Origin of the sequence: Candidatus Planktophila lacus (assembly GCF_002288385.1) — a bacterium.
Classification (GTDB): domain Bacteria; phylum Actinomycetota; class Actinomycetes; order Nanopelagicales; family Nanopelagicaceae; genus Planktophila; species Planktophila lacus_D.
This window is the reverse complement of the sequence record NZ_CP016783.1, coordinates 571,126-595,951: the sequence shown is the minus strand read 5'-3', so window position 1 is coordinate 595,951 and position 24,826 is coordinate 571,126. Positions and strand designations below refer to the sequence as shown.

22 protein-coding genes are annotated in these 24,826 nt (G+C 48.3%); all 22 read right to left on the bottom strand.

Going from position 1 to position 24,826, the window contains the following annotated elements:
* Positions 1 to 96: 96 nt before the first annotated feature.
* Positions 97 to 1,551, bottom strand: coding sequence for a glutamate synthase subunit beta (locus tag A1sIIB60_RS02985; RefSeq protein ID WP_095689067.1), 1,455 nt, complete (start codon positions 1,549 to 1,551; stop codon positions 97 to 99).
* Positions 1,544 to 6,061: a glutamate synthase large subunit gene (gene gltB, locus A1sIIB60_RS02980; RefSeq protein WP_095689066.1), complete on the bottom strand. Its 4,518-nt coding sequence runs from the start codon at positions 6,059 to 6,061 to the stop codon at positions 1,544 to 1,546. The genes A1sIIB60_RS02985 and gltB overlap by 8 nt, the downstream gene beginning before the upstream one ends.
* A 150-nt stretch (positions 6,062 to 6,211) precedes the next feature.
* Entirely contained in the window at positions 6,212 to 6,934 is a 723-nt protein-coding gene (locus A1sIIB60_RS02975) for a VIT1/CCC1 transporter family protein (protein WP_095689065.1), read from the bottom strand.
* 41 nt (positions 6,935 to 6,975) lie between these two features.
* A complete protein-coding gene (lgt, locus tag A1sIIB60_RS02970) occupies positions 6,976 to 7,785 on the bottom strand; it encodes a prolipoprotein diacylglyceryl transferase (protein ID WP_095689064.1) in 810 nt (269 codons plus the stop codon).
* Positions 7,786 to 7,796: 11 nt separating this feature from the next.
* Complete coding sequence (locus A1sIIB60_RS02965) at positions 7,797 to 8,477, bottom strand: DsbA family protein (RefSeq protein WP_095671019.1); 681 nt, start codon at positions 8,475 to 8,477, stop codon at positions 7,797 to 7,799.
* 2 nt (positions 8,478 to 8,479) lie between these two features.
* The gene (locus A1sIIB60_RS02960) at positions 8,480 to 8,968 is read right to left on the bottom strand and encodes a DoxX family protein (RefSeq protein WP_095671018.1); all 489 of its coding nucleotides are present in this window, start codon (positions 8,966 to 8,968) and stop codon (positions 8,480 to 8,482) included.
* Positions 8,965 to 9,765, bottom strand: coding sequence for a tryptophan synthase subunit alpha (gene trpA, locus A1sIIB60_RS02955; protein ID WP_095689063.1), 801 nt, complete (start codon positions 9,763 to 9,765; stop codon positions 8,965 to 8,967). The genes A1sIIB60_RS02960 and trpA overlap by 4 nt, the downstream gene beginning before the upstream one ends.
* A complete protein-coding gene (gene trpB / locus A1sIIB60_RS02950; RefSeq protein ID WP_095689062.1) occupies positions 9,765 to 10,976 on the bottom strand; it encodes a tryptophan synthase subunit beta in 1,212 nt (403 codons plus the stop codon). Before trpB ends, trpA begins: the two co-directional genes overlap by 1 nt.
* 10 nt (positions 10,977 to 10,986) lie before the next feature.
* A complete protein-coding gene (gene trpC, locus A1sIIB60_RS02945) occupies positions 10,987 to 11,760 on the bottom strand; it encodes an indole-3-glycerol phosphate synthase TrpC (protein ID WP_095689061.1) in 774 nt (257 codons plus the stop codon).
* Positions 11,757 to 11,948, bottom strand: a complete 192-nt coding sequence (locus A1sIIB60_RS02940; protein ID WP_095677305.1) for a hypothetical protein — start codon at positions 11,946 to 11,948, stop codon at positions 11,757 to 11,759. The genes trpC and A1sIIB60_RS02940 overlap by 4 nt, the downstream gene beginning before the upstream one ends.
* Positions 11,941 to 13,431, bottom strand: coding sequence for an anthranilate synthase component I (locus A1sIIB60_RS02935; RefSeq protein WP_095689060.1), 1,491 nt, complete (start codon positions 13,429 to 13,431; stop codon positions 11,941 to 11,943). The genes A1sIIB60_RS02940 and A1sIIB60_RS02935 overlap by 8 nt, the downstream gene beginning before the upstream one ends.
* A complete protein-coding gene (gene hisI, locus A1sIIB60_RS02930) occupies positions 13,431 to 13,781 on the bottom strand; it encodes a phosphoribosyl-AMP cyclohydrolase (RefSeq protein WP_095689059.1) in 351 nt (116 codons plus the stop codon). Before hisI ends, A1sIIB60_RS02935 begins: the two co-directional genes overlap by 1 nt.
* Before the next feature lie 14 nt (positions 13,782 to 13,795).
* Positions 13,796 to 14,569: an imidazole glycerol phosphate synthase subunit HisF gene (gene hisF, locus A1sIIB60_RS02925; RefSeq protein ID WP_095671011.1), complete on the bottom strand. Its 774-nt coding sequence runs from the start codon at positions 14,567 to 14,569 to the stop codon at positions 13,796 to 13,798.
* Positions 14,570 to 15,322 (bottom strand): bifunctional 1-(5-phosphoribosyl)-5-((5-phosphoribosylamino)methylideneamino)imidazole-4-carboxamide isomerase/phosphoribosylanthranilate isomerase PriA, encoded by a 753-nt coding sequence (priA, locus tag A1sIIB60_RS02920; protein WP_095671010.1) that lies wholly within the window; start codon positions 15,320 to 15,322, stop codon positions 14,570 to 14,572.
* Entirely contained in the window at positions 15,319 to 15,921 is a 603-nt protein-coding gene (gene hisH / locus A1sIIB60_RS02915) for an imidazole glycerol phosphate synthase subunit HisH (protein WP_095689058.1), read from the bottom strand. The genes priA and hisH overlap by 4 nt, the downstream gene beginning before the upstream one ends.
* Before the next feature lie 2 nt (positions 15,922 to 15,923).
* A complete protein-coding gene (gene hisB, locus A1sIIB60_RS02910) occupies positions 15,924 to 16,508 on the bottom strand; it encodes an imidazoleglycerol-phosphate dehydratase HisB (protein WP_095671008.1) in 585 nt (194 codons plus the stop codon).
* A 29-nt stretch (positions 16,509 to 16,537) separates the two neighbouring features.
* Complete coding sequence (locus A1sIIB60_RS02905) at positions 16,538 to 17,638, bottom strand: histidinol-phosphate transaminase (RefSeq protein WP_095689057.1); 1,101 nt, start codon at positions 17,636 to 17,638, stop codon at positions 16,538 to 16,540.
* Positions 17,635 to 18,942: a histidinol dehydrogenase gene (gene hisD, locus A1sIIB60_RS02900; RefSeq protein ID WP_095689056.1), complete on the bottom strand. Its 1,308-nt coding sequence runs from the start codon at positions 18,940 to 18,942 to the stop codon at positions 17,635 to 17,637. Before hisD ends, A1sIIB60_RS02905 begins: the two co-directional genes overlap by 4 nt.
* Positions 18,943 to 19,009: 67 nt before the next feature.
* Positions 19,010 to 22,543, bottom strand: coding sequence for a DNA polymerase III subunit alpha (dnaE, locus tag A1sIIB60_RS02895; protein WP_095689055.1), 3,534 nt, complete (start codon positions 22,541 to 22,543; stop codon positions 19,010 to 19,012).
* A gap of 19 nt (positions 22,544 to 22,562) precedes the next feature.
* On the bottom strand, positions 22,563 to 23,501 hold the full coding sequence (locus A1sIIB60_RS02890) for an RluA family pseudouridine synthase (protein ID WP_095671004.1): 939 nt from the start codon (positions 23,499 to 23,501) through the stop codon (positions 22,563 to 22,565).
* Complete coding sequence (gene lspA, locus A1sIIB60_RS02885; protein ID WP_095689054.1) at positions 23,502 to 24,017, bottom strand: signal peptidase II; 516 nt, start codon at positions 24,015 to 24,017, stop codon at positions 23,502 to 23,504. It lies immediately after the preceding gene.
* Position 24,018: 1 nt separating this feature from the next.
* Entirely contained in the window at positions 24,019 to 24,819 is an 801-nt protein-coding gene (locus A1sIIB60_RS02880) for a TraR/DksA family transcriptional regulator (RefSeq protein WP_223298725.1), read from the bottom strand.
* Positions 24,820 to 24,826 lie beyond the last annotated feature (7 nt).

Sequence of the window (24,826 nt, the reverse complement as noted above, 5' to 3'; positions counted from 1 at the left end):
GGCTACCTTATCTAATCGTTTTACTACTGGACAGTTTGGAGAACGAGATTTAAGCCACCGCGGCTTTAGACCGCTGAGACTTTAAACCACCTCGCCTTAAACCATTAGGGAGCGATCTGTTGGTTCGATTGGTGAAGGTAATTGGCTCTCACCTTCTAGATACTTATCAACGCCCGCTGCTGCGCTTCGCCCTTCAGCGATTGCCCAAACAATTAGAGATTGACCACGACCGGCATCTCCAGCAACGAAAATTCCTTCTTCGCTAGTCTGGAAGTTGGCATCGCGTTTAATGTTTCCGCGCTCATCTAATTCAACGTTGAGCTGAGTTAGTAGCGCTGACTTTTCTGGACCAGTAAAGCCCATTGCAAGAAATACAAAGTCAGCAGGAATTTCTTTCTCTGTTCCTGGAACTGGCTCAAACTTTCCATTTTCAAACTTTGTTTCTACAAGTTTGATCGCTTTTACATTGCCGTTTCCATCACCGATAAATTCTTCAGTGCTGACTGCAAAGAGTCGGTTATCCAACTCTTCATGCGCAGAAGAAACGCGGTAAATCATTGGGTAAGTTGGCCAAGGTTGTGATGATGGGCGTTCTTCAGTTGGGCGAGGCATGATCTCAAGTTGAGTAACGCTTGCTGCGCCTTGGCGGATTGAAGTACCCAAGCAATCTGCGCCCGTATCTCCCCCACCAAGAATTACTACATGCTTTCCTGCAACGTTAATATCAGGGTTAACGACTTCACCAAGTGCTTGCTTATTGCCCCAAGGTAAGAACTCCATCGCCTGATAGATGCCCTTATTTTCACGACCTTTAATTGGAAGATCGCGCCATTGCGTTGCACCAACGGCAAGAACTATTGCATCATATTTCTTGCGCAGGTCACTTCCAGTTAGTTCAACTCCAACGTTAACTCCAGGACGGAAACGAGTTCCTTCCTTCTCCATCTGAGTTAATCGGCGATCCAGAATGTTCTTCTCCATCTTAAATTCAGGAATTCCGTAGCGAAGAAGTCCACCGATCTTATCGGCGCGTTCATAAACGGCAACGGTATGTCCGGCACGAGTTAGTTGTTGAGCAGCAGCTAGGCCTGCAGGGCCAGAACCTATTACTGCAACTGTCTTTCCGGTCAATCTTTCTGGGGCAAGCGGTTTTACATTTCCGGCACCAAAAGCTTCTTCAATTGTGCGCAGTTCTACCTGCTTGATTGTTACCGCATCAGCGTTAATTCCAACGACGCAGGCAGTCTCGCAAGGTGCTGGGCAGAGGCGACCTGTGAATTCTGGGAAGTTATTTGTTGCGTGAAGGCGATCGATAGCTTCTTCTTTATCTCCGCGCCAGATCAAGTCATTCCATTCGGGAATTAAATTTCCGAGTGGACAACCTTGATGACAAAAAGGAATACCGCAATCCATGCAACGACCTGCCTGCTTCTGCAAGTGCTCCATGCTCTGTGGTTCGTAAACCTCATGCCAATCTTTGATACGTACATCAACTGGACGGCGCTTTGGAGTCTCGCGCGGCGTAGTTAGAAATCCCTTTGGATCAGCCATTTGCTGCAACCTCCATTACATATTGATCAACAGGTAAGCCATCTTTTGTAGCGCGTTCAATGGCCGCTAAGACGCGCGCGTAGTCGCGTGGCATTACCAACGAGATGCGATTTAGCGCTGCGTTCCAATCTGCCAGTAACGCAGATGCAACCTCAGAGCCGGTCTCTGTGAAGAAGTCAGAGACCAGAGCCTTTAGCGACTCCTTTTGATCTTCTGGAACTGCCAAGATGTCGACGAGTTCGCCGTTAACTTGTGCAGGATTTAGATCCAAAACAAAAGCACGGCCACCAGACATACCTGCTGCAAAGTTACGACCGGTGCGGCCCAGTACAACAACAGTGCCACCCGTCATGTATTCGCAACCATGATCTCCGATTCCTTCGACTACTGCAGTTGCGCCTGAGTTGCGGACACAGAATCTTTCGCCGACCAAACCACGAATATAGATCTGGCCAGATGTAGATCCATAGCCGATAACATTTCCAGCAATTACATTTTCATGTGATGCAAAGGTGGCTCTTTCATCTGGGCGAACGATTACGCGACCGCCAGAAATTCCTTTACCTACGTAATCATTGCTATCGCCATACATGCGAATAACAACTCCTTGAGGCAAGAAAGCTCCAAGTGACTGTCCAGCAGAGCCATGCAGAGTTACATCGATCGTGCCGATTGGAAGTCCATCAGCGCCGTAACGTCTTGTGACTTCTGCACCCAACATCGTGCCAACTGTTCGGTTCACATTTCGTACAGGCAGGTCGATGCGAACGCTTTCACCCTTATCGAGTGCTGGGGCGGAGAGTTCAATCAACTTATTGTCGAGCGCTGCAGCTAATCCATGATCTTGCACTGTTGTGCGGTGCAGAGGTGAATCCACATCTGGGCGTACTAGTAGCGGTGCTAGATCCAGGCCGCTGGCTTTCCAGTGATTTACCGCATCGCGAGTGTCGAGATATTCAACGTGACCGATCGCTTCTTGCATTGTGCGGAAACCAAGGCTGGCCAAAATTTCACGTACTTCTTCCGCGATGTACTCGAAGAAAGTTTCGACAAACTCTGGCTTACCCGTAAATTTCTTGCGTAGCTCCGGATTTTGCGTTGCCACACCAACTGGACAGGTATCCAAGTGACAGACGCGCATCATTACGCAACCAGAAACGACTAGCGGCGCGGTAGCAAAACCGTATTCTTCGGCGCCAAGTAACGCTGCGATAACAACATCGCGACCCGTCTTTAGCTGACCATCTGCTTGTACAACGATGCGATCGCGCAGACCATTTAACAGAAGCGTCTGCTGCGTTTCGGCAAGACCTAACTCCCAAGGAGCACCAGCATGTTTAAGTGAAGTAAGTGGAGATGCGCCAGTTCCGCCGTCGTGACCAGAGATCAGAACAACATCAGCATGCGCCTTGCTAACTCCTGCAGCAACGGTGCCGACACCGACTTCAGCAACCAGTTTGACGTGAATACGCGCATTCTTATTGGCATTCTTCAAATCGTGGATCAGTTGTGCCAGATCTTCGATTGAGTAAATATCGTGATGAGGTGGTGGTGAAATCAAGCCAACACCTGGAGTTGAGTAGCGCACCTTTGCAATCCATGGATAAACCTTGTTGCCAGGCAACTGTCCGCCTTCACCAGGCTTTGCACCTTGTGCAATTTTGATTTGAATATCATCGGCGTTAACAAGGTAGTTACTTGTTACTCCAAAACGACCGCTCGCAACCTGCTTAATCGCGCTGCGCTTGGAATCGCCATTCTCCATCGGGGTAAAGCGCGATGGATCCTCTCCGCCTTCGCCAGTATTTGATTTGGCGCCGAGTCGGTTCATGGCGATCGCTAAAGTTTCATGAACTTCTTGTGAGACCGAGCCCCATGACATCGCACCTGTTGAGAAGCGCTTGACGATCTCAGAAATTGGTTCAACTTCATCGATGGAAATTGCTGGACGAACACCCTCATTAAATGCAAAGAGTCCGCGTAGAGTCATTAGCTCTTTACTCTGGCCATCGACCTTGCTGGTGTAACGCTTGAAGATGTCGTAGCGCTTTGAACGAGTTGAGTGTTGGAGCGCAAAGACAGTCTCTGGATTAAATAGATGCGGTTCGCCATCGCGACGCCATTGGTACTCGCCGCCAATTGGCAGACGCTTTGAACCAGGGATCGCTCCACCTGGTGGATATGCGATGTGGTGGCGCGCCAAAGTTTCTTCAGCAATTGTGTCGAGGCTGATTCCACCAAGACGTGAAGTGGTGCCAACAAAGTATTCGTCGACAACTTCTTGAGAAAGTCCGATCGCTTCGAATACCTGTGCTCCGGTGTAAGAGGCGATCGTTGAAATACCCATCTTCGACATAACCTTGAGAACGCCTTTGCCTAAACTCTTAATAATGTTACGTACGGCCTTTTCGGGAGTAATGCCAGTGATCACGCCTTGTAGGACTAAATCTTCGGCAGATTCCATCGCAAGATATGGGTTTACCGCCGCGGCGCCGTAACCGATAAGGAGTGCTACGTGGTGAACTTCGCGAACATCGCCGGCTTCAACAACTAATCCGACCTTGGTGCGAGTCTTTTCGCGAATCAAATGGTGGTGAACTGCCGCAGTTAAGAGAAGTGAAGGAATAGGTGCATCCTCGGCATCGCCATCGCGATCGGATAGAACAATGATGCGCGCACCTGCAGAAATTGCATCAGATACTTCGCGCTTAATCTCTTCTAAACGAGTGTGCAAAGTATTTCCATCGCCAGATACTGGGAAGAGTCCGCGAACAACGTAGGCAGATAAACCTGGATGGTCGCCATCAGCATTTACGTGGATGATCTTGGCAAGTTCATCGTTATCGATAACAGGAAATGCGAGCGAGATTTGACGACAAGAAGAAGGTCCTGGATCAAGCAAGTTATGCTCTGGTCCTATTGAACCGCCCAAACTTGTGACAAGTTCTTCACGGATTGCATCAAGTGGTGGATTTGTAACTTGTGCAAAGAGTTGAGAGAAGTAATCAAATAGCAGACGAGGTTTTTCAGAGAGCGCAGCGATTGGAGTATCGGTTCCCATTGAGCCGAGCGCTTCCATGCCGTTCTTAGCCATTGGAGTAACCAAGATACGAAGTTCTTCCTCGGTGTAACCGAAGGCACGTTGGCGACGAACCACAGATGAGTGGGGATAAACAATATGTTCACGCGAAGGAAGTTCAGATAACTTCATGATTCCGGCATGAAGCCATTCGCCATAAGGCGCAGCATCAGCCAAAGAATCTTTAATCTCATCATCTTCAATGATGCGCCCGGCCTCAATATCAACTAAGAACATCTTTCCTGGTTGTAAACGACCCTTGCGAACAATCTTTTCAGCAGGAAAATCAAGAACACCGACTTCAGATGCCAGCACAACTAAGCCATCGTCGGTAACCCAGAAACGTGATGGACGTAGCCCGTTGCGATCTAGAACCGCACCAACTTGATGTCCATCTGTAAAAGTTACACATGCTGGTCCATCCCATGGCTCCATAAGAGATGCATGGAAGGCGTAAAAGTCTCGACGTTTCTGCGACATTGTTGTGTGATTCTCCCAAGCTTCCGGAATCATCATCAGAACAGAATGTGGCAGGGATCGTCCACCTAGATAGAGAAGTTCTAGGACTTCATCAAAGGAAGCAGAGTCACTTCCGGACATTTCCACGATAGGAAAGAGGCGGCTGAGGTCTCCAGGAATTAACTCGCTAGCAAGCAGTGACTCGCGGGCGCGCATCCAGTTGCGGTTTCCCTTAACGGTATTGATTTCTCCGTTGTGTGCAATAAATCGGTATGGGTGGGCAAGTGGCCAAGATGGAAATGTATTTGTAGAAAATCGTGAGTGGACAAGTGCAAGCGGAGATACCACGCGCACATCGCTTAGATCCGGGAAGAACTCTTCGAGCTGTCCTGTTGTAAGCATTCCTTTGTAAACAATTGTCTGTGAAGAAAGTGATGGGAAGTAAAGATCGAGTGAATGTTCAGCGCGTTTTCTAAGGCAGAAGGCGAGACGATCTAACGCAATACCTGATTCGTCTTTTTTGCCGGCAAGAAAGACTTGTTCAAACTTTGGCATAACTGAAACTGCAGTTTTGCCAAGTGATTTCGCATTGATCGGAAGATCGCGCCAACCGAGAACAGTTAGGCCTTCCTCCGCTGCGATCTTCGCAATTTCTGATCGAACTTCGGAACCTTGTGCAACAAATGCAATACCTGTTGCGTAGTGGCCTTCAGCGGGAAGTTTAAAGTCGGTAACTGCGCGATAGAAAGCATCTGGAACGCGAATCAAAATTCCTGCGCCATCACCGCTATCTGGTTCAGCACCTGATGCGCCGCGGTGTTCTAAGTTACGTAGAGCGGTAAGCGCCTTTTCAACAATCTCATGTGTAGCAACTTTATTTAGAGTAGCAACCATTGCAACGCCGCATGCATCATGCTCGTTTGCGGGATCATAGAGACCCTGTTGTGCTGGGTAATTAGATGGAAGAGCCATCAGTTACACGCTCCTGTTGCTCACACTTAATTGTTGAAAGAGTGGGACAACTTTGGCCCGAAAGAGCCACCGCGAGCGGTGGTAGATGCAAAAGGGTAGCAACTGTTGGCGGTATTCGGCACTCCCGAATTAGCCTGCGCGAGAGTGAGTTTAGATACCACTCAAATGGAGCGCCTGGCCGATTCCAGCGGTAATTGCCATGCCGATACACCCGCCCACGATCACGCGAAGAGTCGGAGCGAGGATCTTTGAGCCTGCCGTCTTTGCGCTCAGGATTCCGGTCAGAGTTAAACCAATAATGGTGAAAGCGACAATTGTCGCTGCCGCTTTTCCTGGAGTTGGAGCAAAGGCGCCAACGAATGGGATTAATCCTCCAGCGGTGAATGCTGCAGCAGATGCCATCGCTGCTTGGACTGGTCGCGCTTTAGTGTGAGGAAACTGTCCGAGCTCATCGCGTAGATGAGCTTCTAAAGGATCGCGATCGTGCATTGCCTTTGCAACTTGCATCGCAAGTTCTGGCGTTAGCCCACGTTCGATATAGATATGTTGCAGTTCGATAAGTTCTGAATCAGGATCAATTGCTAGATGTTGCATCTCCAAGACTCGATCAGATTCTTCAATATCATTTTGTGAACGAACTGAAACGTATTCGCCAACAGCCATCGACATCGCACCCGCAGCGATTCCGGCGGCGCCAGCAGTAATCAAGAACGCTTGTGCGTCTACTCCGCCAGCTTTTGCCGCGGATACACCAATCATTAGCGATGCGGTAGAAACTAAACCATCATTTGCTCCGAGAACTGCAGCGCGTAACCAACCTGCGCGATGAGTGCGGTGATGTAGATTTCTACGGTAAACATCTTCAAGTGCCATATTTACAGCCTATCGGATCAATGCGGAAAAACTGCGAAGGTTTAGGCCTTATCGCGGGCGCGTAGTCGGAGGAAAACTAGCGCAGAAACCATCACTAGCCCCATGCTCACCCATTGATTTATCCGTAGTCCCGCAAAGTTATGTGCTGGATCAATACGGATAGATTCGATAAAGAAGCGGCCCAGCGAATAGCTAAATACATATGCCGCGAAGGTAGAACCAGCAGACCAGTGTTTCGATGCGCCCATCAATACGAAGGCGATCAAAGTGCACCAGATCGCTTCGTAAAGAAATGTTGGGTGAAATGTTTCAACGAGGCCATATCCACTTGGTCGATATTTATATGGAATTGATAATCCCCACCAAGTATCTAGCGGGCGACCAAAGAGTTCGGCGTTAAACCAATTTCCAAATCGACCAATCGCTTGCGCAAGGAGAATTCCTGGAGCAATTGCATCAAGAAAGATTCCAAAACTCGGCAAATTCATTGTGCGCGCTAGTCTTCTATAAGAGTAGAACGCTCCCAGCGCACCGAGTGATATCGCGCCCCAAATTCCAAGCCCACCCTGCCAAATCTTTAATATCGCAAGGAGTTCGCCATCTGCACCGAAGAAATCTTCTGGTGTTGTTATTACGTGATAGAGCCTTCCACCAATAATTCCGGAGGGCACTGCGATCACTGCGACTTCAGAGACAACGCCTCTTAACGATTCATCACGAGAAGCAAGGCGCTTATTGCCTAGCCAAATTGCAATAGCAATTCCAGCAATTATGCAGAGCGCATAGAAATGAACGGTGAAAGGCCCGATTGATACTTCCGAAATAGAGGGAGTAGGTATCGAGCGATTCATGCGGAATCTAGTTAGGCTTTTTCAACCGCAAGCATAAAGTCAGCAAGGCTTCCATATGCAGTGTTGCGATCTATTTCCTTACCGTTGATCAAAACCGTTGGAGTCGAATTGATATTTCGCTTCGATCCTTCTTCTGCAACGTTCTTAACCCAACCCATGTAATCCTGGCCTGTTACGCACTTGTCGTAATCGCTGCTAGAAATTCCTAGACCGATTCCAAGAGTTGCAAAATACTGAGATGTCCAAGCACCTGTATTTTCGGCAGGCTGGTTAGCGTAGAGAGTTTTATGGAATTCTAGGAATTTTCCTTGATCTGCAGAACATGCTGCTGCATTTGCTGCAATCTGTGATTCACCACCTAGGAAGGAGAGCATGTGGAATGCCACCTTGGCCTTCTTGGTAGCAATTAACTCTTCGATGTAAGGACCGCTGATCGCTTCAAAGCGTGCGCAAGCCGGACACTGGAAGTCTTCGTAAATTTCGATAAATGGAACGTCAGTTAATTCGCTGTTAAAGACCAACCCATAACCATCATTTACTGAGGCGGTAGCAGGAATTGCAGCAGTGGAATCGCCTTGCTTAGAGAGAACTGTTGGCACCAGCATGATTAGAGCTACTCCAACCACAACTGCAACTACGAGATTACGTGTGAAGTTATCTTTTCCGCCGTTTGATTTTTTCGCTTGTGCCATCTTTATTCCGTATCTCCTGCGTTAGATTGTTTAGGTGTTTTATCAATAGAAAACTTGGTTATCGGATATCGCACTAAGAATAGGGCAAGCGCTACTAGCCCAGCATCTCTGAGAATCTCCTGAAGGTAGCGTGTCTGACCAGGATCTACTGTGCCTCCGCCACCGAAGCAGCCGCAATCAATGTTTAAGCCGCGCGCCCACGCTTGAGCAATAGCGATGATAAAAATAAACATTGTAAAGCCACCGAGCGCTGCGACCGCTCTAGTTGCTGCTCCAAGAATAAGTAGTAGGCCAACGACAACTTCAAAGAAAGGCAGGGTCTGGCCAAGAAAATTAGCGATAGGAATTGGAAGTAATTCATATGACCGAACTGCCATTTGAGATACCTCTAGTTTGTCGACCTTAAGATAACCGGCAACAAAAAGAACGCCACCAAGGGTCAGACGCGAAAGAAGTCCTATCCAGGGCTGTAGCTTTTCGAATTTACTCATCGTCCCTCACGTACACCTTTCGCTAACTCTGTTGCCAACTCTTTAACTGCAGCCAATCCGGCTTCCTCATTTGGAGCATCTTGCAAAGCCTTAATAAAGGCGGAACCGACGATAACTCCGTCAGCGTATGCAGCAACGCCTTTAGCTTGCTCGCGAGTTGATACACCCAAGCCAACGGCGACTGGTAGTCCAGTAGTTGTGCGAATGCGCGCGACTAAATCTGCAGCACCTGATGAAACCGAATTACGTGCTCCAGTTACGCCCATCAAACTTGCGGCATAAACAAATCCACCACAAGCTGCAGTTACCTTTGGCATGCGCGCATCAGATGTGCTTGGCGCAATTACATAGATTGGATTAATCGAATTTTGCTTAGTAGCGCCTAACCAGGCGACGGACTCTTCAATTGTTAAATCTGGAGTAATTACGCCAGATCCACCATTTGCTGCAATCGCTTCGGCAAATTCTTCAACGCCATAGCGCTCAATCGGGTTCCAGTAAGTCATAACTACTGCAGCAACTCCGCCGTCTGTTGCAACCTTTAGCGCTGACATAACTTCAGCAGCGCCTGTTCCATTTTCTAAAGAGGTAACTGCCGCCGCCTGAATAGTTGGACCATCCATTACCGGATCGCTATATGGAAAACCAATCTCGATCGCGTCAACTCCGGCATCGATAAAGGTTTGAATAACTTTTGCACAACCTGCTTGAGAAGGAAAACCTGCAGGGATATAGGCAATTAGAGCAGCGCGATTTTCAGCGCGAACCTTTACAAATAGTTGATCGAGTGCAGTCATTAATCCAGTGGAATTCCAAAGTATTGCGCCGCAGTCTGCACATCTTTATCACCGCGACCAGAAAGGTTGATAACGATAATCGCATCTTTACCTAGTTCATTTCCAACCTGGAGCGCACCTGCTAGAGCATGTGCAGTTTCGATCGCCGGAATAATTCCTTCTGTCTTCGAAAGAAGTGCGAAGGCATGCATCGCTTGTTCATCTGTGATGGCGCGATACTCAGTGCGCCCAATGTCATGCAAGTACGCATGCTCAGGACCTACACCAGGATAATCAAGACCAGCAGAAATTGAATGTGACTCAACAGTTTGACCATTAGCATCTTGCAAAACATAAGATCGAGTTCCGTGCAGAACTCCTGGAGTTCCACCAGTAATTGTTGCTGCATGGCGTCCGGTTTCCACGCCATCTCCACCTGCTTCTAGCCCAATCAAACGTACTGATGGATCGGAGATAAAGCGGTGGAAAATTCCGATGGCATTCGAACCGCCACCGACGCAGGCAAGTACTGCATCAGGTAGTCGACCGGTGAGCGCTAAAACTTGTTCGCGCGTTTCTTCGCCGATGATCTTATGAAAATCTCTAACCATAGTTGGAAAGGGGTGCGGACCTGCAACGGTGCCCAGCATGTAGTGAGTGGTTTCAACGTTAGTTACCCAATCGCGCATCGCTTCATTGATGGCATCTTTTAGGGTACGTGATCCTGTTGTAACAGGAATAACTTCTGCGCCAAGTAACTTCATACGGGCAACATTTAGCGCTTGGCGTTTTGTATCTTCTTCGCCCATGTAGACGACGCACTCCAACCCAAAAAGGGCTGCAGCGGTTGCAGATGCAACGCCATGCTGACCTGCACCGGTTTCGGCGATGATACGTTTCTTACCCATGCGCTTTGTAAGTAACGCTTGTCCTAAAACGTTATTGATCTTATGGCTGCCAGTGTGGTTTAAATCTTCACGCTTCAAAATTATGCGCGCGCCACCTGCATGTTCGGCAAAACGTTTTGCTTCAGTGAGGATGCTAGGACGACCTGTGTACGTGCGATGAAGTTCTGCGAGCTCTGCAACAAATGAAGGATCTTCCTGCGCAGTGCGATGCGCTGCTTCTAGCTCTTCGAGAGCGCCGATCAGCGCTTCAGGTACAAAGCGACCACCGTATGGACCGAAGTGGCCCAAGATTGATCCAAGATCTTCCTGCGGCGTAGTCGACATGGGATTAAGCCTACCCTCGACCCAATAAGGTCCGCATCGCCAAATCCGGATCCCCCGATGTAACCAGTGCTTCACCTACCAGAATCGCCTTTGCGCCTGAGTTCTGCGCAAATTCAACATCGCTGCGAGTTGAAATTCCAGATTCTGCAACGCGGATTAACTCGGCAGGAATTCTCGGAATCAAATCAGAGAATGCTGTGGGATCTACTTCCAAGGTCTTTAGATTTCGGGAATTTACTCCGACTATTCGAGGAGAGATTTCTAGCGCTCTCTCTAACTCATCTGCTGTGTGAACTTCAATGAGAGATGCCATCTTTAATTCAGTTGCGATATCAAAAAAGTCTTTAAGTTGGCTCTTGGATAGCGCGGCAACTATAAGTAGAACCAAATCTGCGCCATGAGCGCGCGCTTCGAAGAATTGATACTCATCAACCATGAAATCTTTTCTTAAAACTGGAATATCAACGCGAGCACGTACTGCATCTAAATCAGCGAGCGATCCTTTAAAGTGGCGCTCTTCTGTTAAAACGCTAATCACACTTGCACCTGCGCTTTGATAACGCTCAGCCAACGCTGCGGGATCAGCGATTGCAGATAGCGCCCCTTTGCTAGGCGAAGATCGCTTTACCTCCGCAATCACTTTCATCTCATCCCCTGTTAAGGCAATGTGAGCATCGCGAACCGGAGCAGCCTGTGTCATCTCTTCATGAATTTGGTTGAGCGATTTGCGACGCTTTGCTAAATCTTCGCGCACGCCCTCAATAATTGAATCTAGAACAGTCATGGTTTCTCAGTCTCGCCTTTAACTTCGCTGGGATCTATTCCGTGATCGAGCGCGCTCCAGGAATTCATGGGTGGCGTACTCCGCGATTGGCGTTCGTAACGTTTGGAAATTCTAAAACGTTTAGAGATATAGATCGTGAGCGCTGCAACAATTAAAATTGAGATGGCAATTTGAACAAACTCAGACACTGGATGACCTCATTTTATTTGCAGCGCTAATGGCACCTAGAACCGCCGCTGCTTTATTTGCACATTCTTGATCTTCAGATGCAGGATCCGAATCCGCTACGATTCCGGCGCCTGCCTGAACGTATGCCATCTTGTTATAAATCAGTGCGGTACGAATTGCGATACAAGTATCGATATTGCCTGTGAAATCAATATATCCAATTGCGCCACCATAGAGCCCGCGTCGAGTAGGTTCGAGTTCTTCAATAATCTCCATCGCCCTTGGCTTTGGAGCGCCAGATAAAGTGCCAGCAGGAAATACGGCAAAGAGCGCATCAACTGGCGTAGAGGTTTCTGCAAGTTCCCCGATAACTGTTGAAACGATATGCATCACATGTGAATAGCGTTCGATATGCATGAAGTCGATAACTTCAACGGTGCCTGGCTTTGAGATACGCCCTAAATCATTTCTACCTAGATCAACTAACATCAAATGTTCGGCGCGCTCTTTAGGATCTGCCAATAACTCTTCGCCTAAACGATGATCTTCCTCAGCAGAAGATGAACGTTTTCTAGTTCCAGCGATTGGATGAACCATTACCTCTTTACCGGTCACCTTAACCAAAGCTTCTGGGCTTGATCCAACTACTTCAATCCCATCTGTAAAGCGGAAGAGATACATATAAGGGCTCGGGTTATGAAGACGCAGCGCACGATAAACATCTAAAGCATCAGCGCTACATTCCATAGCAAAGCGCTGTGATAGGACTATTTGAAAAGCCTCACCCGCAACAATCTCTTCCTTGGCCTGTAGCACCTTAGTTTTGAATTCATCACTGGAAATGTTCTGGGTGAATTTTGGAGTTTGGCGTTCTGGAATCTGATCGATGTAACCAGGCAGCGAACTTTGCAGATCAGATTGCATACGATCTAAACGAAGTTGAGCGTCGTGAAATGCTTCATCAATTCGCTCATTGCTGCCATCCCAGTTGATGGCATTTGCGATCAAGGTAATCGTTCCCTCAGCGTGATCCATCACAGCGAGATCGCTAGTTAACATAAAGGCGATTTCTGGAAGTGGAATATCTTTCGCGCTTTGGTTCGGCAATTTCTCTAAGCGGCGAACTGCGTCATAACCCATGTAGCCAACTAGCCCACCAGTAAGCGGTGGGAGTCCGGCAATTTTTGGAGATTTCAGATGCGCAGCTGATAGACGAAGCGCTTCAAGTGGATCTATTCCGACAGGTGCGCCGGCAGGTGTTGTTCCAACCCAAATTGAACTGCCATCTTTCTCACTTAAAGTTGCTTGCGAATGGGCGCCGATAAATGAATAACGCGACCAGGCTCCCCCGTGTTCGGCAGATTCCAAGAGAAAAGTTGATGCTTCGTTCTTTGCAATCTTGCGATAAACACCTAGCGGTGTTTCACCGTCGGCAAGGAGTTTGCGATAGACCGGAATAACGTTGTAACTCTTCGCGTATTCGCGAAATTCAGATAGTTGCATTACTTTCCCGCACTTATCTGTAGAGGGTTGTGGAAACAAGTCTTATCTCCAGTGTGGCAAGCGGCGCCAACTTGGTTAACTTTCAGTAGCAACGCATCGCCATCGCAATCAAGTGAAATTGAAACTACCTCTTGGGTGTGTCCTGATGTCGCACCCTTTACCCAGAGTTCGCTGCGGCTGCGGCTCCAGTAAGTTGCCTTACCTGTTGCCAGAGTTAGTGCAAGAGATTCGCGGTTCATATACGCCAGCATTAAGACTTCACCGGTTTGCGCATCTTGGGCGATCGCTGGAATTAAATCGATACCCTCTTTTAGGCGCGTTGCTATATCTAGTGGGATCGCAGCGCTCATGTGCTTATTCTGCCTTACGCAGTTGCGTTGTTGCGAATGGAATAACCCTGCGCGCTTAGATAGCGCTTCACATCACCTATGCGGTGAATTCCAAAGTGAAAGACGCTTGCTGCAAGTAGCGCATCTGCGCCAGCATCAAGGGCAGCGGCAAAATCTTCTAGCGCGCCTGCACCACCGCTGGCGATTAGTGGAACTTTAGAGATGGCGCGAACCGCGGTAATCATTCCGATGTCATAGCCCGCGCGAGTTCCATCGGCATCCATTGAGTTGAGCAGGATCTCTCCTGCTCCAAGTGCACAAGCTTTTTCAACCCATGAAAGAGCATCAAGCCCGGCGCTCTGTCGACCACCATGCGTTGTAACTTCAAATCCTGATTCGGTTCTTGCGCGGCGCGCATCAATAGAGATGGTTAAAACTTGAGAGCCGAAGCGATCGGCGATTTCTGCGATTAATTCAGGGCGCGCAATGGCAGATGTATTGATTGAAACTTTATCTGCACCGGCGCGCAGTAAACGGTCCACATCATCAACCGAGCGAATGCCGCCGCCAACTGTTAACGGGATAAAGACTTGTTCAGCCGTTTTGCGCACTACATCCAAAGTTGTTTCGCGGTTACTGCTGCTGGCAGAGATATCTAGAAAAGTTAGCTCGTCGGCGCCTTCTAGATTGTAAAGAGATGCCATCTCAACTGGATCACCCGCATCAACCAGATCGGTGAAGTTAACTCCCTTTACTACGCGTCCTTCGGTTACATCAAGGCAGGGAATGATCCGAATAGATAACGCCATTTACTTCGCGCCCTTAGTGATCGCCAAAGCTTCTTCAAGGGTGAACGCACCTGCATAAAGAGCCTTACCAACTATTGCGCCTTCAACTCCAATTGCATGAAGTGATGAAAGTGCAGTGATATCGGCAAGAGATGAGATTCCACCGCTGGCAACAACCGGCTTCTTAGTTGCCGCACATACCTCTTTAAGTAGTTCTAGGTTTGGACCTTGGAGCGTTCCATCTTTTGTAACATCGGTGACAACGTAACGAGAGCAGCCATCGCGCTCCAGACGCTCAATTGTTTCGAAGAGATCGCCGCCTTCTTTAGTCCAACCGCGTGCCGCTAAAACATGACCACGGACATCTAAACCGACTGCGATGCGATCTCCGTGTTCGGCAATCACGCGCGCTGTCCATTCGGGGTTTTCTAAAGCGGCAGTGCCAAGGTTTACGCGAGTACATCCTGTGGCCAATGCACGCTTTAAAGATTCATCGTCACGAATGCCACCAGAGAGTTCAACTTTTATATCCAGGCGACCCACGACCTCGGCTAACAAAGATGTATTTTCGCCGCGACCAAATGCTGCATCTAGATCAACTAGGTGAAGCCATTCAGCTCCCGCTGCTTGAAACTCGAGTGCGACTTCAAGAGGTGCGCCATAGATACTTTCTTGAGCAAGTTCACCTTGGACTAAGCGAACTGCTTTGCCATCTTTAACATCCACTGCTGGCAAGAGCTCCAGATAATTTACTTGGTGATTGTTTGTCGTCATAGCATCCCAACCCAATTCTTAATTAACGCAAGACCGGCATCGCCAGATTTCTCAGGATGAAATTGCGTCGCTGCAATAGCACCGTCTTCTACCGCCGCCAAAAACTTTTCATTGTGCGTGCTCCACGCCTGTGCAATACCAACTGGCTTCTTTGCCGCATAAGAGTGAACAAAGTAGAAGGACTGATCTTCTATTCCTTTAAACAAGTTCGAGTTTGACGAGACTTCTACGGTATTCCAACCCATATGCGGCAATATCGGCGCATCTAACTTGGTGATGCTCTCTTGCCAGATGCCAACGCCTTGGTGCAGTGGCCCGTTGGTATGTTCATCGCCATCTCTGAAGAGAATTTGCATTCCAACACAGATTCCTAAAGTTGGACGTTGCTTAGCAAGGCGTTCGCGAACAATCGCATCTCCCCCAACTGCAACTAAACCGCGCATACATGCCGCAAATGCACCGACGCCCGGAACCACTAACCCTTGCGCATTGAGTGCGATCTCGCGATCAGATGTAACGACAACTTCTTTACCGCTGCGCTCGAAAGCGCGTTGTGCCGACCTTAAATTTCCAGAACCGTAATCAAGGATTGCGATCACTATTAAAGCGAACCTTTTGTTGAAGGAACTCCTGCGATTCCGCCATCAAGGGAAACTGCATCGCGAAGTGCGCGAGCAACCGCTTTAAATTGTGCTTCAAATACGTGGTGGGCATTGCGTCCTTCTAAAACGCGAATATGCAGTGCGATGTGAGCTTCGGCAACGATTGATTCCCAGATGTGCTTACCAAGAGTGGTATCGAAAGTTCCGATTAACTCAACGATTTCTGGTTGGCGGTGAACTAGATATGGACGACCAGAAAGATCAACTGCTGCCTGAACTAGAACTTCATCAAGTGGAACCATGGCATCACCAAAGCGACGGATACCAATTTTGTCCCCGAGTGCTTCGCGTAGCGCTTGTCCAAATGCCAGTGAAGTATCTTCAACCGTGTGATGAGAATCGACATCTATATCACCTGTTGTCTTTACAGTGAGGTTGAAACCGGAGTGCTTTCCAAGCTGTGAAAGCATGTGATCAAAGAATGGCACGCCAGTATCAACTGATATCTCACCGACACCATCGAGGTTTAACTCAACAATTACGTGGGACTCTTTAGTTTTACGTTCTACTCGGGCTGTTCTCATCTATTTATCTCCATTAGCTTGGTATTAAATTACTTCTGCAAAATCTCTTTTAAGGCGCCAACAAATTTCTGATTCTCGGCCTCATTGCCAATGGTCATACGCAAGTGCCCTAATAATCCCACATCTCTAATCAGAACACCGCGATCGAGAAGTTGGCGCCAGATCTGCGCTGGCTCTGAGTTAAATCCTGAGAAGATGATGAAGTTTGCGCTGCTTGGAGCAACGGTTAGGCCCATGGATTCCAGCTCAGCAATAACTTTCCCACGTGAATCAATCAGCGTCGCAACAGTTCCTAAAAGTTCGCCTTGATACTCAAGTGCAACTTCAGCAGCTGCCTGAGTAATTGCGCTTAAGTGGTAAGGCAATCTCACCAGAAACATCGCATCCACGACATCGGGGTTGGCCACTAAATAACCCACGCGCGCACCGGCGAAAGCGAATGCTTTACTCATGGTTCGAATAACCACCACATTTGGATACTTTTCAATTAGCGTGACGGCAGATATTTCGCTAGAAAATTCTGCATAAGCCTCATCAACGACTAGCAAACCGTTAACTTGTGCTGTCGCCTTTGCTAACTCTTCAATCTCGCCGATTTTTAGAAGAGTGCCGGTTGGATTATTTGGAGTTGTCACGAAAGTTAGGGCTGGTTTCTTTCCCGAAATCTCCGTGATCGCCTTGGCGGTATCTAAAGTGAAATCTGCGCGACGTCCTCCATCTTGCCAAGTAACGCCAACTACCTTGGCGATTAGCGGGTGCATTGAATATGAAGGTGTAAATCCAAGTGCGCCTCGATCACCGAATGCCATGAAAAGAGATTGGATAATCTCGTTACTGCCATTGGCTGCCCAGATTGAATCTGCTGTGAAATTTGTTCCAGATAGAGTATTTATAAATTTACCAAGAGCCGCGCGCAGAACTGTGGCATCACGATCTGGATAGCGATTTAAAGTTGTAGCAACCCTATGCACGCGGTCGGCGATCGCTTGTGCGAGTTCAGGAGATGGAGCATAAGGATTCTCGTTGGTATTTAACGTCGCCTCAGCTGGAACCTGTGGCGCTCCATATGGGGAAAGAGAAGTTAAATCATCGCGAAGTGGCAGCCAAAGTGGCCATTTCTTCTCACTCATAAATCTTCCAAACGCGCGGTCATCGCTTCACCATGTGCTGGCAAATCTTCTGAATTTGCAAGAGTAATCACGGTCTGTGAAATATCAATAAATGCTTCCTTCGAATATTCGATGTAGTGCAACCCGCGTAAGAAGGTTTGTACAGATAGCCCACTACTGTGGCAGGCACATCCACCTGTTGGGAGTACGTGGTTTGAACCTGCTGAATAATCGCCAAGTGAGACTGGTGAGAAGCGTCCGATGAAGACTGCGCCAGCGTTACGAATTTTCAACGCATCTTTCGCAGCGTTCTGGGTTTGGATCTCTAAGTGTTCTGCTGCATAGGCATTTACGACATCTAATCCTTGTTCAATTGAATCAACCAGAACGATTGCAGATTGAATACCAGAAAGTGCCTCACGGATTCTGGCTGAGTGTTTCGTCTTGGCGACTCTGACTTCCAACTCTTTAACAACATCGCCTGCTAATTTTTCAGAAGTTGTTACTAGAACTGCAGCGGCAATAACATCGTGCTCGGCCTGGCTAATTAGATCTGCGGCAACATCTCCTGCGCGCGCACTTTCATCAGCCAAAATTGCAATCTCAGTTGGGCCTGCCTCGGAATCAATACCGATAACACCGCGGAGAGCGCGCTTAGCAGCAGCGACATAGATATTGCCTGGACCAGTGACCAAATCACATTTCTCGCAGAGGCCATCCATGCCATAGGCAAAGAGCGCGATTGCTTGTGCTCCACCGACTGCGTAAACCTCAGTGATACCAAGGAGTGCACAAGCAGCAAGAATCGTTGGGTGCGGAAGTCCGCCAAACTCTTTCTGTGGTGGTGATGCAACAGCGATGCTAGAAACTTTGGCGATCTGTGCTGGGATGACATTCATTAAGACGCTACTTGGGTAAACGGCGCGACCACCAGGAACATATAAACCGACTCGGTCAACCGGGATCCAGCGCTCGGTTACAACTCCCCCATCAACAACTTTCGTAGAAGTTACGCCACGGGTTTGATCGTTGTGAACTTTACGGATTCGCTCAGCCGATAGTTCAAGTGCGGCGCGAATCTTTGGATCTAGATCGGCAAGTGCTTTATCTAAAGCAGATTGTGGAACGGGGATTGAAGGTGGTCGAACGCCATCAAATTCCTCGGCAAGTTGCATTAAGTCTGCCTCGTTACCTGATTTAACTTTTTGCAGAATTGGCTCAATCGCAACTAGGGCGGCTGCGATATCTAACTTCGCTCGCGGAATAGCTTTCTGGTAGCCCGCTTTAGTAAGAGCTTTACCGCGTAGATCAAGCGAGCGAATCATGGGGCAAGTCTAACGGCTGCCACCTCTTCGGGGCGTTGCCAATAAAATTAGGCGATAAAGCGCAAAATCACATTCGAACTAAGCAGTCTGGCCCCAAGATAGATTTCAGATCTGCGCTCAAACTCGGCGATGCTGTTACGAGTGCATCGATCTTCATCGTTGTTAGTACGCCTTGGTCATCGATCTGCATATGTACTTCGCGTTTGCCGGGATGTGAACGCAGAATTTCCTTCATGCGATCTACTACTGGTGGTGTGCACTGCGCGATTGGCAAAGAGATTAATAATGGTCCAATGGGGCCAGTCGAAACATCGAGCGACTTCATTTCAAGAGCCGTAAAGCGCAGTACATCATCGCGCCGTTCAAAGCGACCGCGAACAGTGACAACGCGATCTTCAATCAAGGTAAGTGCATATTGGTTGTAAGTATTTGAGAAGAAGAGAACTTCTATAGCGCCTTCCAGATCTTCCAGACTAACAATCGCCCACGATGAACCTGTGCGAGAAACTTTGCGTTGAACGCCTGTAATCAAGCCGCCCAAAGTGACCATGCCATCTGGCGTACTTTCATCACTTTGTAGCGCGCTAATAGACATATCGGTATTGGAACGCAAAATATGTTCAACACCAAGCAGTGGATGATCTGAAACATAGAGGCCCAGCATTTCGCGTTCAAAACTAAGCAGCGTTGACTTATCCCATTCGAAGTTTGGAATCTCAATTTCCAGACCTGAAACTTGCGTCATAGACTCGCCTCCAAAGAGATCAAATTGACCGATCGCCTCTGCTCGCTTGGTTTCGATTACCGAATCAATAGCTTCTAGGTGAACAGACATTAGAGCCTTACGTGGATGGTTTAGCGAATCAAACGCTCCACCCTTAATCAAAGATTCAATTGTTTTCTTATTGCAAACTTGCGCATCTACCTTGGCGAGGAAATCACCAAATGAGGTGAAGGCACCCTTGGTTGTACGGGCAGACTTTATGGAAGCGACTACGCCTTCACCAACGTTACGGATTGCAGCAAGCCCAAAGCGAATATCTTTGCCGCGAGGCGTGTACTCAGCATTTGATTCATTGACATCGGGCGGCAGAACATTGATACCCATGCGACGACATTCGGATAAATAAAGCGCTGACTTATCTTTATCATCACGCACACTGGTAAGCAGGGCTGCCATATATTCGGTTGGATAATTCGCCTTTAAATAACCGGTCCAGAATGAAACAACACCGTAACCTGCGCTATGTGCTCGGTTAAATGCGTAGTCAGAGAAGGGAATAAGAACATCCCATAAACGTTTGATAGCGGCGGTTGAGAATCCATTCTTTTTCATACCAGCTTCGAAAGGTATGTACTCCTTATCCAGAATTTCCTTGTTCTTCTTACCCATCGCCTTACGTAGAAGATCTGCACGACCAAGTGAGAACCCGGCAACTTTCTGGGCGATCGCCATTACTTGTTCTTGATAAACAATAAGACCGTAGGTATCCCCCAAAATTTCTTGGAGAACTTCAGAGAGCTCTGGATGAATTGGTTCAACTGGTTTGCGTCCGTTCTTGCGATCGGCATAGTTATTGTGTGCATTTTCGCCCATTGGACCAGGGCGGTAGAGCGCGATAACCGCAGATATGTCGGCAAATGAATCTGGCGCCATGCTGCGAAGGAGTGCGCGCATTGGTCCACCATCGAGTTGAAATACACCAAGTGTGTCACCGCGTGATAAGAGTTCGAATGTCTTTTGATCTGACAGTGGTAGATCTTCAAGGACTACATCTATTCCTTGATTCTCTTTGATATTTAGTAGTGCGTCATCTAGTACGGATAAGTTGCGAAGACCCAGGAAGTCCATCTTTAACAAGCCTGTTGATTCGCAAGCGCCCATATCGAACTGGGTGATGATTGCCCCATCGGCTTCGCGTCGATGGATTGGGATTACATCAAGAAGTGGTTCACGCGAAAGGATGACGCCAGCGGCATGCACGCCCCATTGGCGCTTGAGTCCCTCGAGTCCGCGCGCTAAATCAACAACCTTCTTTGAACCAGGGTCGGTGTTATAGAGCTCGCGAAATTCGCCAGCCTCGCCATGGCGCGAGTCTTGTGAATCGAATACTCCAGCGAGTGAAATATCTTTTCCCATCACTGAAGGTGGAAGCGCTTTCGTTAACTTCTCACCAATTACATAGGGATAGCCTAAAACGCGTGTTGCATCTTTAATTGATTGCTTAGATTTAATTGTGCCGTAGGTGATGATCTGGGCTACGCGATCTTCGCCGTATTTCTCAGTTGCATAACGGATCATCTCGCTGCGCCGACGTTCATCAAAGTCCAGATCGATATCAGGCATAGAGATACGTTCTGGATTTAAGAATCGCTCGAAGAGTAAGCCGTGTTCGATTGGATCAAGGCCGGTAATTCCGAGTGAATACGCAACTAATGAGCCCGCAGCAGAGCCGCGACCAGGACCAACACGGATTCCAACTTTCTTGGCATGCGCAACTAAGTCAGCAACAACTAAGAAGTAACCTGGAAATCCCATATTGGCCATTACATCTAATTCGTAACTCAACCGAACGCGATGAGCATCTGTTGCCTTATCTCCAAAACGTGTAACCAGCCCGCGCTCTGCCTCTTTACGTAACCAAGAATCTTCTGTTTCACCTGGCGGCACCGCAAAGGCGGGCATGAGATTTTCGCCTTCGCGAAGTTTTACATTGCAGCGCTCGGCGATGAGCAGGGTGTTATCGCAGGCTTCAGGCAGATCCTTAAAGAGCTCGCGCATTTGCGCAGGTGACTTTAGATAGAACTCATCGTTATCGAATTTAAAGCGCTTTGGATCTGCCAGAGTGGAACCAGATTGCACGCAGAGCAGGGCTTCATGTGCAGGCGCATCTTCGTGTCGGGTGTAGTGCAGATCATTTGTCGCAAGCAGCGGAAGTTTAAGTTCGCGGCCAAGTTTGATGAGATCTTCTTTAACGCGGGTTTCAACATCAATACCGTGATCCATTAACTCAAGGAAGAAATTATGTGCCCCAAAAATATCTCTGTAATCACTTGCCGCGCGCATCGCTTCTTTGTAATTTCCCATACGCAGGCGAGTCTGGATTTCTCCGCCTGGGCAACCAGTAGTTGCTATTAAGCCATCTGCATATTTAGAGAGTAGTTCACGATCCATACGCGGCTTGTAGTAATAACCTTCAAGGGAAGCAAGAGAAGAGAGTCTAAATAAATTAGCCAGACCATGATTGTTCTCGGCCAAGATGGTCATATGCGTATATGCACCGCCGCCTGAAACATCGTCATCTCCACCATCGGCCCATTGAACCTTCTTCTTATCAAAGCGCGATTCTGGAGCCACATAAGCTTCGATACCAATGATTGGTTTAACGCCCGCCTTGACCGCTTGCTTATAAAAATCAAAAGCGCCGAACACATTTCCGTGATCAGTCATTGCGATCGCCGGCATCTCTTGGCGCGCTACTTCTTCTACGAGATCGCCAATACGTGCGGCACCATCGAGCATTGAGTATTCAGTGTGCACATGAAGGTGCACAAAAGAATCTTTACTCGCTTTTGGCTGGGTTGGGTTTTCGGTTGTCACAGTTGCACAAGATTAGTCGTTACGGCAGAACAGCCTCGGATAGCAACGCCAAGCAAGCCTGAAGGTCAGGTGCATAGGGAGCGTTGAGAATGAGCTCTTCTGATGAGACGGGATGTTTAAAGCGAAGTTCAAGGGCGTGCAACCACGGACGTGACATGGCTAACGATTTACCAAGGACTGGATCTGCGCCATAAGTTGTATCCCCCACGAGTGGATGATTTAACGCAGAAAAATGCACGCGAATTTGATGTGTGCGACCAGTTTCGAGTTCAACTTTTACGAGTGAGACGGAGCGATAGAACTCGATAACTTCGTAGTGAGTGATGCTCTCTTTTCCTTCGGCAATTACTGCGAAGCGATGATCTTCTTTGGGATGACGATCGATTGGTGCATCGATGGTTCCAGAAACAGGATCCATATGTCCCTGCACGAGTGCGTGATAAGTCTTTTCCACTTCGTGGTTACGGAATGCTTCCTTCAATCGTGTGTAGGCAACATCAGTTTTGGCAACGATCATTAAACCGCTCGTGCCAACATCTAAGCGATGAACGATTCCCGCGCGTTCGGCAGGACCTGAAGTAGATATTGTGTAACCAGCAGCCATAAGTGCGCCGACAACTGTTGGCCCCATCCATCCTGGGCTTGGGTGCGCTGCACAACCAACCGGCTTATCAACTACAACGATGTGTTCGTCATCGTAAACAACTCGTAACCCATCAAGTGGAGTTAGCGGAATTGGATCTTGATTCAGCGGTTCTGGCATTAAGACATCGATAACTTGTCCGCTGGTTACGCGCTCTGATTTAGCCATCGCACGACCAGAAGTTGTGATGTCGCCATCTTCTAAAAGTTTTACGATTGCGGTTCGAGAGAGCCCGAGAACACGAGTTAGCGCGCTATCGATACGCTCGCCTGCAACTCCTTCAGGAACGCTTAATGTGCGCGCTTCGCGTGACATTTACGCCTCCTCGGAACGATCTTTTTTCTCGATATTTGCTGGCTCTATCGGAGAAATATTTTTTATTGACAGGACCACTGCGATCGCTGTTGCAACCACAATAGCGGTATCTGCGATGTTAAATACCGGCCAATTTGGCAACTCAATCCAGTCGATCACATGGCCGGTAAATAAGCCCGGTGCACGGAAGATTCGATCAGTTAAATTGCCCACGATTCCACCAAGGGCTAGACCAATCACGATCGCCCATCCCTCTGAGGTGATCTTTGGTGCGTAGTAAGCAATTGCGGCTACGACGCAACAAGCAAATATTGAGAGAATAAGAGTTGCACCTGTCGCAAAGCTAAATGCTGCTCCTGAGTTTTTAACTAGCGTTAACTGTAGAAATGAGCCAATCAATTTAATGGGATCTCGGGAATCTAAATTAGCGATCGCCCAAGTCTTGGTAGCGAAATCAATTAGCCAAATAGCCCAGGCGATTGAGTAGAGACGTTTGCTAAGTGGAGAAAGGCGCACGTTAGCGCCGCTCTTCCTTCTGCTTACAGATCATGCAGAGCGTCGCACGCGGAAATACTTGAAGGCGGGCTTTACCGATTGGGCTGCCGCACTCTTCGCAATTTCCATAAGTTTTATTGTCGATTCGTTCAAGAGCGCGCTCTGTTTGCAAAACCATATCGCGCGCGTTAATTACCAGAGACATCTCATGCTCACGTTCAAAGGTTTTCGTACCTGAATCTGCCTGATCATCTCCAGCGCCTTCACCAGAATCAGAAATCAACTCATCCATCTCTGCTTCTACTAGTGCAAGTTCACGGCGCAGGCGTTCAAGATCAGCAGAGATTTCAGTTCTAACTGCCTTTAACTCTGCAGCCGACCATGGCGCTTCACCATCGCTGGCAGTTACCGGAGTAGGCGCTGCTTTGATTGGTTTAAGTGGCGCAACTTTCTTTCCACTCTTTACTGGGCGCGGAGGTGGGGGCATTACTAGACGGCGCTCTTCAATTACTGGAGCAGCAACTGGCGCAACAACTGTTGCAACGCTAACTGTTTGAGATTTTTCATCAACGGTAAGAGTTGTCTTTCCAGCCTTAGATGGGAAAGGTCGAACTGGCGCTTTCTTCAAGGCAGATTTCTTGGCTGGCGCTTTTTTAACAGCGGCTTTTTTAGCTGGCGCTTTCTTAGCAACTTTCTTAGCAGGAGCTTTCTTAGCAACTTTCTTGGCAGAAGCTTTCTTGGCCGCGGCTTTCTTAGCAGGCGCCTTCTTTGCCTTGGCTACCTTCTTAACCGGCTTCTTCACGGTCTTCTTTTTTGCTGGCACGCCGCGC